General features: G+C 70.4%; 12 protein-coding genes and 1 tRNA gene. 12 read left to right on the top strand and 1 reads right to left on the bottom strand.

The window, feature by feature from the left end; genetic code table 11:
* Positions 1 to 3: 3 nt before the first annotated feature.
* The 7 genes from BLW41_RS01890 (at position 4) to BLW41_RS01860 (ending at position 7466) form a co-directional block, all read left to right on the top strand.
* Positions 4 to 1248, top strand: coding sequence for a PucR family transcriptional regulator (locus BLW41_RS01890; RefSeq protein ID WP_093115717.1), 1245 nt, complete (start codon positions 4 to 6; stop codon positions 1246 to 1248).
* An 89-nt stretch (positions 1249 to 1337) separates the two neighbouring features.
* Positions 1338 to 2021 carry a TlpA family protein disulfide reductase gene (locus BLW41_RS01885; RefSeq protein WP_093115715.1) on the top strand — a complete coding sequence of 228 codons (684 nt, stop codon included), beginning with the start codon at positions 1338 to 1340 and terminating at the stop codon, positions 2019 to 2021.
* Entirely contained in the window at positions 1996 to 4233 is a 2238-nt protein-coding gene (locus BLW41_RS01880) for a copper resistance CopC/CopD family protein (RefSeq protein WP_093115713.1), read from the top strand. The genes BLW41_RS01885 and BLW41_RS01880 overlap by 26 nt, the downstream gene beginning before the upstream one ends.
* A gap of 61 nt (positions 4234 to 4294) precedes the next feature.
* Positions 4295 to 4366 (top strand) — tRNA-Gln (locus tag BLW41_RS01875).
* 222 nt (positions 4367 to 4588) lie between these two features.
* The gene (locus tag BLW41_RS11060; RefSeq protein ID WP_218138192.1) at positions 4589 to 5011 is read left to right on the top strand and encodes a M48 metallopeptidase family protein; all 423 of its coding nucleotides are present in this window, start codon (positions 4589 to 4591) and stop codon (positions 5009 to 5011) included.
* 29 nt (positions 5012 to 5040) lie between these two features.
* On the top strand, positions 5041 to 6429 hold the full coding sequence (glmU, locus tag BLW41_RS01865; protein ID WP_218138191.1) for a bifunctional UDP-N-acetylglucosamine diphosphorylase/glucosamine-1-phosphate N-acetyltransferase GlmU: 1389 nt from the start codon (positions 5041 to 5043) through the stop codon (positions 6427 to 6429).
* A gap of 71 nt (positions 6430 to 6500) precedes the next feature.
* On the top strand, positions 6501 to 7466 hold the full coding sequence (locus BLW41_RS01860; RefSeq protein ID WP_093117244.1) for a ribose-phosphate diphosphokinase: 966 nt from the start codon (positions 6501 to 6503) through the stop codon (positions 7464 to 7466).
* A gap of 50 nt (positions 7467 to 7516) precedes the next feature.
* Here BLW41_RS01860 and BLW41_RS01855 read toward each other — a convergent pair whose 3' ends face one another.
* Positions 7517 to 8923 (bottom strand): ABC1 kinase family protein, encoded by a 1407-nt coding sequence (locus BLW41_RS01855; RefSeq protein ID WP_093115707.1) that lies wholly within the window; start codon positions 8921 to 8923, stop codon positions 7517 to 7519.
* Between the two features lie 154 nt (positions 8924 to 9077).
* On the opposite strand from BLW41_RS01855, the gene BLW41_RS01850 reads away from it, so the two are divergent.
* Genes BLW41_RS01850 through BLW41_RS01830 form a run of 5 tightly spaced genes read left to right on the top strand, consistent with a single transcriptional unit; the run spans position 9078 to position 14080 of the window.
* Positions 9078 to 9884, top strand: coding sequence for a class I SAM-dependent methyltransferase (locus BLW41_RS01850; RefSeq protein WP_218138189.1), 807 nt, complete (start codon positions 9078 to 9080; stop codon positions 9882 to 9884).
* A complete protein-coding gene (locus tag BLW41_RS01845) occupies positions 9884 to 10897 on the top strand; it encodes a Gfo/Idh/MocA family protein (protein WP_093115703.1) in 1014 nt (337 codons plus the stop codon). The genes BLW41_RS01850 and BLW41_RS01845 overlap by 1 nt, the downstream gene beginning before the upstream one ends.
* Complete coding sequence (locus tag BLW41_RS01840) at positions 10894 to 11946, top strand: ATP-grasp domain-containing protein (protein WP_093115701.1); 1053 nt, start codon at positions 10894 to 10896, stop codon at positions 11944 to 11946. Before BLW41_RS01845 ends, BLW41_RS01840 begins: the two co-directional genes overlap by 4 nt.
* The gene (locus BLW41_RS01835) at positions 11943 to 12524 is read left to right on the top strand and encodes an HAD family hydrolase (protein WP_093115699.1); all 582 of its coding nucleotides are present in this window, start codon (positions 11943 to 11945) and stop codon (positions 12522 to 12524) included. Before BLW41_RS01840 ends, BLW41_RS01835 begins: the two co-directional genes overlap by 4 nt.
* A complete protein-coding gene (locus tag BLW41_RS01830; RefSeq protein ID WP_143038534.1) occupies positions 12521 to 14080 on the top strand; it encodes a glycosyltransferase in 1560 nt (519 codons plus the stop codon). The genes BLW41_RS01835 and BLW41_RS01830 overlap by 4 nt, the downstream gene beginning before the upstream one ends.
* The last annotated feature ends 1 nt before the right edge of the window (position 14081 follow it).

Here is a 14081-nt window from a genome sequence, read left to right as displayed (position 1 = left end):
CTGGTGAGCACGAGCGCGCAAAGTGGCGGCCTCGCCGGGCTTGCCGCTATTTCCGAGCTGATCGAGTCCGGGGCCGGGCTGCCGGCGGTCGCGCGCGCCGCTGCCCGCGCACTGGGAGCGGGCCTGCTGCTGCTCGACGAGCGCGGTACGGCGCTGGTCGTCGCCTCTGCCTCCAGCGCCGATGAGCGCGAGCTCCTGGAAGGCGGGCGGGGAGTGGAGCGCGTGCCCCTCAAGGTCGCTGAGCGCGGCGTCGGCGAGCTGCGGCTGCGCTACCGTGCGGAGCCGGCACAACCGGAGGTGGTGCGGGCGATCGCTGCCCTCATCGCGCTCGAGGTGGATCGTGCCCGCCTGCCGGACCGCGCCGCCGAGCAAGCCGCTCGCAAGCTGGTTGCCCAGCTCGCCGCGGGCCATGTCGAAGACGGCGAAGTTGCGAAAGCGCTGGATGCGCTGGGGACCGATCTCTCCGCCGGCGCGACGGTGATGTTGCTACGGGCGCGACCGCCGGCCGCGGAAACCGGCGACTGGCGTGACCGCTTGCGCAGCGCGCTGGCGCGCTGCGTGCGCGCGGTCGTTCGCGGTGCGGTGGTCGCTCCGCTCGAGCCCGAGCGCGCCCGCGATCGCATAAGCGAGCAGCTGGCCGTGATCGTCCCGGCGGCGGCTGCGCCGAAGGCAGCGGAGCGCGTGCGAAAAGCCCTGCTAGCCGAGGTCGAAAGCTCCTTCCCCGGGTACCCGCACACGCTCGGCATCAGCCGCCCGGCAAGCGAGGCCCGGGCCCTCGCACGCGCTTTGCGCGAGGCGCAGCTCGCTGCCAACGTTGGCGAAGCGCACGGCGAGCGCCAGCTGACGTTCGACCAAACGGGCTCTTACCGTTTGTTGCTGCCGGCGCTCAGCGAAGACGCCGAGGAGCTCGAACGCTTCTACCGCGAGACGATCGCCCCGATCGCGGCCTACGACGAGCAGTACGAGACCGAGCTAGTACGTACGCTCGAGACCTTCCTGGAACTCGACGCGAGCTTTGCGCGCACCGCCGAACGGCTCTACACGCACCGCCACACGATTCGCTACCGGCTTGAGCGAGTCCGCGAGCTGACCGGTCTCGACGTCTCTTCCAGCGAAGGGCGGGAGCGCCTCTCGCTGGGACTGAAGGCGATGCGTGTGCTCGGCATCGTGCCACCAGGGGGCCCCGCCCAAGAGCCCGGCGCCGGCGCCGGGCGCGTCCCTCGCGGCGACATACGAACCCGCGACTGACCGCGCGACGCCGCGATTGGCGTGCGGGCGCTCGCGCACCGATCTCGAAACCGCCGGTCCCCGGCTGGCGACCCGTCAGACTGTGAGGCATGGCGGGGGCGACCAGTGCGCACCACGACTCTCCGGACGCCGCCATCGGCAGCGGCCGTCCGGGCGTGCGCTTGGCGGCGGCGCTGCTGGTCGGCGCGTTCCTGGCGCTCCTCGTCTACGGGCTCGTCGCGCGGTCCGGGGGCGGCAGCCTCGACTCCGAGCTCGCCCGCGGGCGCACACCGGCCGCGCCCCAGTTCACGCTGCCGGTCCTGGTGCGCGGCGACCAACGCCTCCTGCCGGTGGCCGCACGACGAGCGCTCGCCGACGACCGTCTAGCGCTCCGCGAGCTGCGGGGCACGCCGGTCGTACTCAACTTCTGGGCCTCCTGGTGTCCACCGTGCCGCGCCGAGGCACCGACGCTTGAGCGGGGCTGGCGCGCAGCAGCGCCGGCCGGTGTTGTCTTCCTCGGTCTCAACATGCAAGACGTGCGTGACGACGCGCGCGCGTTCGTGGGTGAGCTGCGCCTCAGCTACCCGAGCGTGCGCGAGCCGGACAACGAGATCGCGCGTCGCTACGGCGTCACAGGGTTGCCTGAGACCTTCTTCATCGATGCCCGCGGCCGCGTCGTAGGCCACGTAATCGGCGCGATCTCGGAGTCGCAGTTGCGACGCGGCGTAGCGGCCGCACGGACCGGTAGGCCGCTCGGGAGTCGCCGCGGTGGCGACCGTCGTGGGACGCGCTGACGGCGCGGCGGTCGGGCGCCCGCCGCGGATCGCGAGCACGCTCGCGGTGGGCCTGGTGGTGCTGCTCGCCTCGCTTCTGTCAGCGCCGCGAGCTTCCGCGCACGCCTCGCTCGTGGCGAGCGACCCGAGTCCGGGCGCCCGCCTCGAGAGCGCCCCCACCCGTCTTGAGTTGCGGTTCTCAGAGCCGCTCGCCGCGCGCTTGTCACGGGCGCAGCTCGTCGACGCAAGCGGTCGTCCGCTGGCGACGAGCATGTTCGTCGAAGGCCGGCGGATCGTCGTCGAGCCACGCTCCCCGATGCCCCGGGGCGGCTACCGACTGGACTGGTCGACGGTCTCGACCGTCGATGGTCACACGCTCGCCGGCAGCGTGGGCTTCGGGGTGCGCGCACCGCCACTCGGCTCGAGCGGCGCCCTCGCGGTCGGCGGGCCGTTCGACCTCGGCGGTCTGGCCGGGCTCCTCGGTCGTGTCCTGCTCTACGTCGGGCTAGTCGGCTTCGCAGGCCCTCTGTTCGTCGCCGTTTTGCTCGGTGCGCGGAAGCCTTCGCAGTGGCTTGTTCCCGATGTGCTCGGTGCCGACGGTACGTTCGACGGTCGCACGCTCGCGCGCAGAAGAGCTGCCTTTGATGGCGTGCACGCGCTCTTCGGGCTGGCTGCGGTCGCCGGCGCTCTCGCCGTTGCGCTGGCCGACGCCACGCGTGCCGCGGGCACCTTCGACCCGGCCGCAATCTTCGATTTTCTGCTCGCCAATCGCGCTGGGCTGGGGCGTTTCGCGGCGGCCCTGGCGCTCGCTTTGGCGGTGCTTGCTCCCGCCCGCAGGCAGGGCCTGCGGGCGGGAGCGGCGCTCGTCGCCATCGTTGCGCTGGCTGCAGCCGGGCACGCTGCCTCTGCCCAACCGCAGGCGCTTGCGATCACCGCGCTATCGCTGCACGTCGCCGCCGGCTGCGCATGGTTAGGGGGGATCCTCGCGATCGCGCTCACCTGGTGGTCACTTCTCCGGCGTGCGGGCGATCACCGTACCCGCCTACTGCCAGCGGTGCTCGAGCCCTTCGGGCTGGTAGCGCTACCCGCCTTCGTGCTCGTGGTCGCGGCCGGCACCGTCAACGCCGTGATCGCGCTGGGATCGCCGAAAGACCTCCTCGACACCGCGTGGGGCCGGGTGTTGCTGCTCAAGATCGAGTTCGTCGGGTTCGTCGCGTTGCTAAGCGCGCTGCACGCGCTGCGCTGGCGCCGGCGCATCGCCGGAGCGGGCGCCCCCGCGCGGCTCGTGCGGCGCCACTGGCGCGTGGTGCGCGCACAGCCGTGGCTGGTTCCGCCGGTACTCGTAGCCAGTGCGCTGCTCACCGGTTTCGCCTTGCCGCCGCGGCAAGTAGCGGCGACGCTCGCGAGTGCCGATCCCTTCGGCTGCCGCGGTTGCCCGCCGCGGGCGCCGCTGCCGGGCGAACTCGCGGTTGCCGACCACGCCGGTCCGGTCTTGGTCGCCGCGTGGGTGCGCCCCGAACGCGGCGGGCGCGCGGCCTTCGAGTTGCGTCTGCGGCAGTTGCGTGGCGAGGCGTTCGCACCGCGACCGCGCGTACCGGGCGCTGAGCGGCTGCGCAGCTGCGGCCCCGGCTGCTGGCAGGGGCTGCTGACGGCGCCGTCCGAAGAGCTCGAGGTGACCCTCGCGCGCCGCGGCCAACGCGTCGGTGTGGCGCGTCTACCGCTCGCAGTAGCGCCGCATTCGGCGGACCGTGCGCGCAGACTACTGACACGCGCCGAACGGCGGATGCGGAAGCTGGCAGCGGTACGTGAGGATGAAACGCTGACTAGCGGCGTTGGCCGACCGGTCGTGACCCGTTATGCCTTGGTCGCTCCCGACCGCCTCGCCTTCCGTTTCTCGCAGGGAGGCGGTGGCGTCGTGATCGGGGCGCGGCAGTGGCGGGTGCTGCCCGACGGACGCGTCGAGAGCTCGCCCTACGTCGGACGGTTCCGCAGTGCCTCCTGGTTCCGCTGGACCGCGTACGCCCGCTACGCCTGGCTGTTGCGCGGCGATCGTCGCTACCTGCGCATCGCGCTGTTCGACCCGGGCACGCCGATCTGGTATCGCCTTGCGATCGAGCGTCGGCGCGGTCTCGTACGAGCAGTACGGATGATCGCTCCCGGCCACTACATGACCCAAACTTTCTATGCCTTCGACCAGCCGACCAGGATCGTGCCGCCGCCTCCCACCCCTTGAGCCCGGTGGGAGGTCGGTCGCCGAGCGGCGTCCTGCGCACCTAGACTGCGGCTGCCGCACTTGGGGAGTGGTCTAACGGCAAGACGCGGGCCTTTGGAGCCCTGAGATCCCGGTTCGAATCCGGGCTCCCCAGCTCGCCGTGTCGTCTCCTCCTGATCGACCCACAGCCGCCCCGCGTTTTCCCGCTCACGCGCCGCTCGCGCAAGTACCGGCAGTGCACTCGCCGTCGACGCATGCGCCGCCAGCGCTCTCCGCGGATCCCGACGGACCGCGTCCGGCGTCGCTTGGCGTGCTCGGATGGGCGTATGTCGCTGGCGTCGCCCGTCCGGTCGAGGCGCGGCCGGGCAGCACGGCTGTGGCACGCGACCGCGGCTCGGCGATCGTCGTTTGCGGCCCAACGCGGCTGCGTCGCGCCGCGGCTCTGGAGCGCTGGTATCGGCGGGCCGCCCGAGCTCGCCTGGGCGCCCTGCTGGCAACCGAGGCCGAGCGGCTCGGGGTTCGTCCGGCGCGGCTCACGATCCGTGCTCAGCGCACACGCTGGGGCTCTTGCTCGACCTCCGGCACCGTCTCCCTCAACTGGCGACTGCTCTTGGCGCCGGTTGCCGTTGCCCGTTACGTGGTCGTCCACGAGCTCTGTCACTTGCGTGTTCCCAACCACTCGCGCGCTTTTTGGGACGCCCTTGAGCAGGCGCTTCCCGAGTGGCGGGCCGGGCACCAATGGTTGCGCCGCCACGAGACCCAGCTGCTGCGTTACCGCACGATCGACTCGGTCCCCTGAGGCGACCACTGGCGCTACGCTCCCTCGCCGTGTCCCCGACCGCCTTCGACTGCTTGGTGTTGGCCGCAGGCCGCGGCACACGGATGCGCTCGCAACTCCCGAAGGTGTTGCACCCGATCTGCGGCCGCCCGATGGTCGAGTGGGTGATTGCTGCGGCTCAGGAAGCGGGGGCCGCCCGTGTCGGTTGTGTCGTGCGGCCGGGGAGTCCGGTCGCCGAGGCGCTGCCCGGCGACGTCGCGGTGCTCGAACAGGCGGTCGGCGAGGGCACCGGCGCGGCCGTCCTCGCGGCGGCGGACTGGCTTTCGGCGAAGCGGCCACTGGTCGTACTCTCCGGGGACCATCCGCTGGTCACCGCCGCTGTCGTGCAGACCCTCGTCGAAGCACACACACACGCGCGCGCTGCCGCGACGATCCTCACCAGCGACGGCATCGACCCCGCCGGCTACGGGCGGGTGTTGCGCGCCCCCGACGGCACGGTCGAAAGGATCGTCGAGACCAAACACAGCGAAGACGTGCCGCACGAGGTGCTGGCGATCCGCGAGGTCAACATCGGCCTCTACGCGTTTGCGGTCGACGCCCTGCTTGAGGCGCTCGCGCAGGTACCGGAGGAGCGCGGCGAGCGCTACCTCACCGCCGTCTTCCCGCTTCTACGAGCGCGCGGCGCGACCGTCGCGGCGGTGCGCACGCCCGACGATGCCGCGGCCTTCGGGGTCAACACGCGCGTCGACCTGATGCGTGCCGAGGCGACTGCGCGCCGGCGCCTCATCGAGCAGCACGCACTGGCGGGCGTCAGCTTCGAGTGCCCGGAGGCGACGGTCGTCGAGGTCGACGTCGAGATCGCTCCGGACACCGTGATCGGGGTTGGCTGCACGTTGCGGCGGGGTACGCGCATCGGTTCTCGTTGCCTGGTCGGTCCGTGTGCCACGCTGGAGCGTGCGGTCGTCGGCGACGACGTTCGGATCGAGCACGCGCGGCTCGTCGACTGTCGCGTCGAGAACGGCGCGACGATCGGGCCCTTCGCCTACCTTCGCCCCGGAACGGTCGTTCGGCGGGGAGCGAAGATCGGAACGTTCGTCGAACTCAAGAACGCCGACGTCGGGGCCGGCGCGAAGGTCCCGCACTTGAGTTACCTCGGCGACGCCGAGGTGGGCGCCGAGGCCAACGTCGCGGCGGGGAACATCACCGCCAACTACGACGGTCGTCGCAAGCATCGCACGGTCATCGGACCGCGCGTTCGAACGGGTGTCGACACCGCCTTCGTGGCGCCCGTGACCATCGGCGAGGGCGCGTACACTGGGGCCGGGTCGGTCATAACCAAGGACGTACCGCCCGGCGCGCTGGCCATCGCCAGGGCGCGTCAGCGGAACGTCGAGGGTTGGGTCGAGCGCTTCCAGGGGAAAGACGAGAGCGAGCGATGAGCCGTCCGATCGACGCTGTGCCGGCGGCGCTGCCGGAGACTTTCATTCCCGCCGGGCACGAGAAGCGCCTGATGGTCACCGCGGGGCGGGCAAGCCTCGACCTCGGTGCGAAGATCGCCGATCGGCTCGGTGTGCGGCTGACCGATGCCGGACTCAAGACCTTCTCTGACGGCGAGGTGTACTGCCGCTACCAGGAGTCGATTCGCGGCGCTGACCTCTTCATCGTGCAGTCGATATGTGGTTCGGAGCGCGAGGGGCTGACGGTGAACGACGCGCTCGTCGAGCTCCTGCTGATGATTCACGCCGCCAAGCACGCTTCCGCACACCGCATCGTCGCGGTCTGCCCCTGGTACGGCTACTCCCGGCAAGACAAGAAGTCGGCGCCCCGCGAACCGATCTCGGCGCGGCTGGTCGCCGAGACGTTGGAGGTGGCGGGCATCGACCGCATGGTCACGATGGACCTCCACGCCGGCCAGATGCAGGGCTTCTTCTCGCGACCCGTCGACCACATGACGGCGATGCCGATCCTCGTCCAGTACGTGCAAGACCAACTGCTGCCGCGTCACGGCGAGCTCGTGATCGTCGCTCCGGATGCCGGTCGGGTGAAGCTGGTGCGGAAGTTCGCGCAGAAAGTCGGCGCGCCCTACGCGTTGCTCGAGAAGGAACGACCGGCCCAGCAGGTGGCGGAGATCGGCCACGTCATCGGTGACGTCAAGGACAAGGTGGCGGTGATTGTCGACGACATCATCGACACCGGTGGCACCCTGGCGGTGGCGGCCGAAACCGTGCTCGACGAGGGCGCTCGCGAGGTCTACGCGGTCGCGACGCACGGGATTTTCTCGGGCCGCGCCTATGAGATCCTCGGCCAGTCCCCGCTTTCCGGGATCGTTGTGACGGACACCGTGCCGCTGCGCGCAGGCGCTCCACCGCTGATCAAACAGCTGACCTGCGCCGACATCCTGACCGACACGATCCGTCGGATCTTCACCGACGACTCGGTGTCCGAAATCTTTGCTGGCGAGAACCAGCTGTTCTGATCCGACCCCGCCGCTCGGGACCTTGCTGCTGCGGCAGGGGCAGCGAGCCCTCAGCGGCGCACCAGCGGTTCGCGTCGCGTACCGCGCTGCTCGAAGAACTCCCACTCCGCTTCACCGAGCTCGGTCGCGGGCTCCTCGCCGAACCACCACTCGCGGCCGATCCGATGCCAGTTGCGGGTAGCCCGGAGCTTGCCGAGCACCGCCAAGACGCCGGTCTCCATGCGCCGACCGAGGAGTTCGTTGGCGGGCAAGCTCTCGCGCCGCAGCAAGTCGTAGAAGCCCGAGCGCGGGTCCGACATCGCCGCGATCACGCGCATTACGAGCGGTGGGTCGATCGTCACCTCACGATCCTCGAGGTACCAGCCGGCGACCGCTCGCACGTGCTCCATCAGGCGCTCCGCGTCGACTTTGCTGGGGTTCGGCAGAAAGCCAAGTTCGTGCAGGGCTCGCCGCGCTCGCTCGGGATCGCCCGCGATCACGGCTTCGAGCGCCGCCACCTCGAGCTGGATCTGCTCGTGGTCGAGCTGCTTGGTCATCCCGAAATCGAGAAAGGCGACGCGCCCATCGTTCATCAGCAGGTAGTTGCCGGGATGAGCGTCGGCGTTGAACTGCTGCAGGTGATAGATCGAGCCGTAGTGGTAGCGGAACACGATCTCCCCGAAGCGGTCGCGCTGCGCTTGCGGGAGGCGGAGCACGTGCTCGAAGTCGTGGCCCTCGACCCACTCCGTGACGAGCACCAACCGTCGCGACAGGCGCGTTATGACGTCCGGGATGTAGATGAACGGATGCCCGCGGTAGGCGCGCGCGAACGTGCGCTGGCGCTGCGCCTCGAGCTCGTAGTCGAGCTCCTCTTCGAAACGTTCGCGCAGCTCGCGGGCGACCGCTCGCGCGTCGAGGCCGGGCGCGATCGCTTTCGCGAAACGCAACACCACGCCCGCGTTCTGAAGGTCGGCACGTAGCGCCTCGGCGATCCCCGGGTACTGCACCTTGACCGCCACCTCGCGACCGTCGTGCAGGCGCGCGCGGTGGACCTGGCCGATCGAAGCCGCTGCTGCAGCCTCCTCGTCGATCGCGGCGAAGGCTTCGGAGAGTGGCATCTCAAGCTCCTGCTCGAGCACCTTGCGAACCTTCCGCCACGGCATCGCCGGAGCGTGGGCGCGTAGCTTCGCCAGCTTGCGCTGATAGAGCTCGGCGTACTCGGGCGGCAAGAACTCGGTGTCGACGAACGAGGCGAGCTGGCCAAGCTTGAGCGCCGCACCCTTCATGCGGCCGAGCGTCTCCACCATTCGCTCGGCGGTCTCGAGGTGAACGTTCTCGAGCGCGCGACGCGCCTCTTCCTCGGAGCGCGCCAGGTTGCGCGCACGCGTCGTCGCGTAGCGCGCGCCCTCGCGCCCGAGCACCGAGCCGACAGCGACGGTGCGTCGCAGCCGCCCACGCGGGAGCTCGTCCTTCGCCACTCGCTCAAGCGTAGGCCGTCTCACCCGGCCGCGGCGGAGGGGCGCTCGCAGCTTCAAGCTCGCTGCGCCTGCTCCGACTACGTGGGCACCCGGGCGCACGCTTGCGCGCCGCGCTCGCGGGAGCGGCCTGATGGGGAGATCAGCAATCAGTGCAATGAGGAGTGTTGCGCGGGCGAACAGCGCGACGGTCAGGGACGGTCGCCGCCAAAGCTGCGGCGAAGACGAGACCATGCGCCTTGAGCGGGTAGCTCGCGACTTCTCCACCGACCACGGCTTCAACGCCCGCCTCGTCGACTTCCGCTTCGAGGTGATCGCTCCGTGGGTGCGTGGCGCTGAGCGCTGTCTCGAGCTCGGTTGTGCCGACGGTCGCATGACCGAGCGCTTGCGCCGCGTCGTCAAGCGTCTGACGGCGGTCGACGGTTCACTCGAGCAGGTGCGGCGGACGCGTCGACGTTGCCCCGACGTCGAGGTCGTGCACGCGCTTTTCGAGCAGTACCAGGCGGATGCAACGTACGACGTCGTGGTGTTGGCGCATGTGCTCGAGCATGTCGCCGATCCGGTGGCGCTGCTAGCGCGGGCAGCCGCCTGTGCGCGCCCGGGCGGGCGGCTCGTGGTGACGGTGCCCAACGCCGACTCGCTACACCGTCAAGCGGGGGTCGAGCTCGGCCTGATCGAAGACGTCACGGCGCTCGACGAGCAGGATCTACGGATCGGACACCGCCGCGTCTACACGCGGACGACGTTGTTGCGCGACCTCCAGACGGCCGGGCTGGTCGTCGACCACCTCGACGGTGTCTTCCTCAAGCCGCTGCCGAACGACCAGATCGAACGCCAGTGGGGCGAGGCGTTGATCCGCGCCTATTTCGAGCTTGGTCGTCGCTATCCGCAGATCGCGGCCGAGATCGTGGCGATCGCGCAGGTGCCCGCCAGTGGCGTGCAGAGCCCGCTAGGGGGCAGCTGATGGGAGGCGCGCGGCGCATCCGCGTCGGCGTGGTCGGCGCCGGCAACATGGGCGCCCACCACGCGCGCGCCTATGCGTCGCTGCCGCACCTTTGCGAGCTCGTCGCGGTGCACGACCCCAACTCGATGCGGGCGCGCGCGGTAGCAGCGCGCACCGGTGCCTTCGTTTGTGCCTCCCTGGACGAGTTGCTGGACCGCGTAGACGCCGTCTCGATCGCCTCGCCCAGCGCTCTGCACGTGGAACACACGGTAAGGGCGCTCGAGCGCGGCTGCGATGTGCTGGTCGAGAAACCGCTCGCCCTCGGCGTCGCGCAGGCGCGCCTCGTCGAGCAAGCAGCAGCGGCGTGCGGTCCTCGTGCGATCGTCCAGGTCGGTCACATCGAGCATTTCAACCCCGCGGTGCGGGAACTGCGCAAGCTGGTCGGCGATCGCGCCCTGGTGGCCCTCGAAATGCAGCGCTTGAGTCCCTGGGACGGTCGGATCGGTGACAGCGACGTTATCCAGGACCTGATGCTCCACGACATCCACGTGCTGCTGTCGTTGGCACGCGCGCCGTTGGTGCACGCTGCCGCGGTCGCCCGCTCGGTGCGCAGCGCGAGTCGCGCCGACCACGCTGTCGCCACCTTCGCGTTCGCTGACGGGTTGATCGCAGCGCTCTGCGCGAGCCGCGTGACCGAGGAGAAGGTGCGCCGATTGGCCGTTACCACCGACGACTCCTACGTCACGCTCGACTACGTGCGGCGCACGATCGAGATCTGCCGCTCGACCAGCCTGCGCAGTGACCGGCGCGACTCCCGCACCTACCGCCAAGAGAGCATCGTCGAGCGCGTGTTCGTGCCACCAGAAGAACCGCTCGTCGCGCAACTCGCCTCGTTCCTCGAGTGTGTGCGCGAGCGGCGCAGCCCGGAGGTCGGCATCGCCGAGGGCATCCGCTGTTTGGAAGTGGTCGAGCGGCTCCAGCGGTCGGCGCGCGCCGCTATCGCTGCCGTCGACGGGGAGGCCCTCGCCGCGTGATCCGTGTGCTAGTCACGGGTGCCGGGGGACCTGCGGGAGTCAACTTCGTGCGGTCGCTGCGCGCCGCGCCGGAGCCGTTCTACATCGTCGGCACCGACACCAACCGCTTTCATCTGGAGTGGCCGCCACTGGACGCTGCGTACGAGGCGCCGCCCTGCGACGACCCGCGCTATCTCGATTTCCTGCTGGACGTGATTGAGCGAGAACGGATCGACTTCGTCCATCCCCAGCCGGACGCGGAGGTGCGAGCGATTTCGGAGCTGCGCGAACGGTTGCCGGCGAAGACCTTTCTGCCGAGCGTGGAGACCGTCCGCATCTGCCAGGACAAACGCCGCTCCGGCGAACTCTGGCAGCGCGCTGGTGTGCTTCGCGCTCCCTCCCTTGCGGTGCGCGATCGTGCGGATCTCGAGCGCGCTGCCGAACTGTTGGGAGTGCCCTTCTGGCTGCGCGCGAGCGCCGGCGCTGGGGGACTGGCGGCCACACCGGTGCACGACCTAGAGGCCGGTTGGCACTGGCTGCGCTACTGGCAGATATCGCGTCCGGCGATTGAGTTCGTAGCGCAGGAGCTCTTGCCGGGCGCCAACCTCGCATTCACCTCGCTTTGGTGCGAGGGCGAGCTGGTCTGCGCACAGGTGCGTGAGCGCCTCGAATACATCTATCCGCACCTCGCTCCGTCGGGCGTGACGGGGACGCCGTCGATCGCCGTGACCCGCGACCGACCGGATGTCGAGCAGCTCGCGGTGCGCGCCGTACGCGCCATCGACCCGCGTGCCACCGGGATCTTCTGCGTCGACTTGAAGGAGGACGCGGAGGGTGTGCCGCGGCCGACGGAGATCAACTGCGGGCGCTTCTTCACGACCAGCTACTTCTTCACCGCCGCCGGCTTGAACATCCCGCACCTCTACGTGCGCATGGCTTTCGGCGAGCGCCCCTCGCCGGCGGATCTGGCACGGCTCCCCGAAGGTCTGTACTGGATCCGTCACATCGACTGTCCCGCGCTCCTGCGCCGTGCGAGCGAGCTGCGAGCGCGCGCCCACGTCTACGCATGAGGGTGCCCCCGGAGCTCGTCGTCCTCGATCTCGATGGGACGCTCGCGCGGCTCGACGTCGACTGGGTCTCGCTGCGTGCGATCGCGCGCGCCTGGGCGCGCGCCGCTGGCGTCGCTGTTGCGCGTCCCGGTGTGTTGTCGACAATCGACGCGCTGCGAGCAGCCGGGCAGCCGCTAGCAGCGGCTGCCGCGAGCCGGCTCGACGCGCTGGTCGCCCTCCACGAGCGCGAGGCGGCGGCGCGTTGCCAGCTCAACGCGGCGCTCCTCGAATGGCTTCGCAAACGGCAACCGCAAGCCGGTCTCGCGGTGTTGACCCTCAACGGACGCGCCGCCGCACGCACCGCGCTCGCCCGCGCGGGACTGGCCGGGCGGGTCGCGATCATCGTCGCTCGCGGCGAGGCGCCGGCGAAGCCGGCAGCGCACGGCCTCTGGCGCATCCTGGCTAGCAGCGACTGCACACCTGACCGCGCGCTGTTGGTGGGCGACTCGGCCGTCGACGCCGCCTGTGCGCGTTCGGCGGGTGTGCCCTTCCTGCCCGTGGACGCCGTCGGCGTGCGCTGGGAGGGGTGGGACCGGTGAGCGCTGCCGGCCTGCCCCGCGTTAGCTGCCTGATCGTGAGCTACCGCTTCGAGCGCTTCATCGTGCGGGCAATCGAGAGCGCGCTAGCCCAGGATTATCCCCGCGAGCTGCTGCAGGTCGTAGTCGTTGACGACGGATCGCCGGATCGCACGCCCGCGCTCGTCGCCCCCTACCGCGACCGTCTCGTCTACGTACGCCAGCCGCACGGCGGCCTGGTCAGCGCCTTCAACCGGGGCCTTGCGGAGGTCGACGGGGAAATCCTGATGTTGCTCTCGGGTGACGACGAGTGGCCCCCCGATCGGGTTCGCACGCACGTCGAGGCGCTCATCCAGCGACCGCAAGTCGCGCTGGTCTACTCCGACATGGAGGTGATCGACGCCGACGGCCGGGTGATCGAGCCCTCGTTTTGGGCGGCGACGGGCCACCGGCCGCGACGCGGCCGCGTGCTTGGACCGCTGTTGCGGGGCAACTTCATCTCGGGCGGCGCACTGAGCGTCCGCATGACGTTTCGCGAACGCTTCGCGCCGTTACCGGCCGACTGTGCCTGGGAGGATTGGTGGATAGCGGCGCGGATTGCCGAGGTCGCCGAGATCGACTACCTGCCGACCCGTGGCTACCGCTACCGCTGGCACGGCCGCAACATGAACCTCGGGGCCAGCGGTGAGCGGGCCATCGAGTTGCTGCGTCGAGAGTTGCCCTTCCGGCGCAAGCTGCTGGGCGAGTTCGATCTCTCGTCAGCCCAGGCGAGCGACATCGCCGCCGGGGTGATCGCGTTCCTGCGCTCGCTCGAGCTGGTGGGCGAGCGCGCGCAGCTTCCCGTCGAGGAGCTCTTAACGGTCGACGGCGCTGCCCGGCGGCGGGCAGCGCTGGCGCTCGACCGCGGCCGCTCGGCGCTCGCCGCCGGAGCTATCGAACCGGCGATGCGGCTGGCGGCGCGCGCGATCGCCGCCAACCCCTTCGGGGCGTCCGAGTTTGAGCTGTTTCGGACGCTTTGTGTGAGGATCGGCATTGATCCTGTCGCACCGCGCTGGCTCCAGCAGCCGGCATCCGCGGAACGGGACGCGCGCACCGGGCCGCACCCGCCGGGCGCGGAGCCGCATCCGCCGGGCGCGGGGCCGCATCCGCCGGGCGCGGGGCTGCCGTTCGAACTGCGAGCGAACGCGCTCCTGGTGCCTTGCGATGTGCTTCTCGCCGACCCCTCCCTACTGTCCGACTACGGCGAGCTGGTGGGAGCGGACGATCCCTTGACGCTAGTAGTGCTCCTCCGCTCCGGTCAGCATGGCCAAATCGAGCGATTAAAACGCGCCGTCGCCGAAGCGGCTCTCGACGGCCCTCAAGCACCGGATCTCCTGGCACTCACGGAGCCGAGCGACGACGCCGGCTGGCGGTCGCTGGTAGCTGCCGTGCACGGCTGTTTTTTGGAGCGTCCCGAGCATGCGTGCTGCGCGTCGCTGCCAGTGATCGGTAAGAGCGAGCTCCTACGCTTTGTAGAGATCGTCCGCGCGACCCACAAGCCCCACTCGGCGCGCGTCGCCGCGGTCAGCCAGGGTGCCTAGC

The sequence above is a fragment of the Thermoleophilum album genome (assembly GCF_900108055.1).
GTDB lineage: Bacteria > Actinomycetota > Thermoleophilia > Solirubrobacterales > Thermoleophilaceae > Thermoleophilum > Thermoleophilum album.
The sequence above is the reverse complement of the archived record's forward strand: the minus strand, read 5'-3'. Positions and strand labels throughout refer to the sequence as shown.

Excerpts from the sequence above, each read along its gene's own strand:
- BLW41_RS01835 (WP_093115699.1), top strand. The coding sequence starts at position 11,943 with ATGAGGGTGCCCCCGGAGCTCGTCGTCCTCGATCTCGATGGGACGCTC.
- BLW41_RS01860 (WP_093117244.1), top strand. The coding sequence starts at position 6,501 with ATGGTCACCGCGGGGCGGGCAAGCCTCGACCTCGGTGCGAAGATCGCC.
- BLW41_RS01850 (WP_218138189.1), top strand. The coding sequence starts at position 9,078 with ATGAGGAGTGTTGCGCGGGCGAACAGCGCGACGGTCAGGGACGGTCGC.
- BLW41_RS01885 (WP_093115715.1), top strand. The coding sequence starts at position 1,338 with ATGGCGGGGGCGACCAGTGCGCACCACGACTCTCCGGACGCCGCCATC.
- BLW41_RS01845 (WP_093115703.1), top strand. The coding sequence starts at position 9,884 with ATGGGAGGCGCGCGGCGCATCCGCGTCGGCGTGGTCGGCGCCGGCAAC.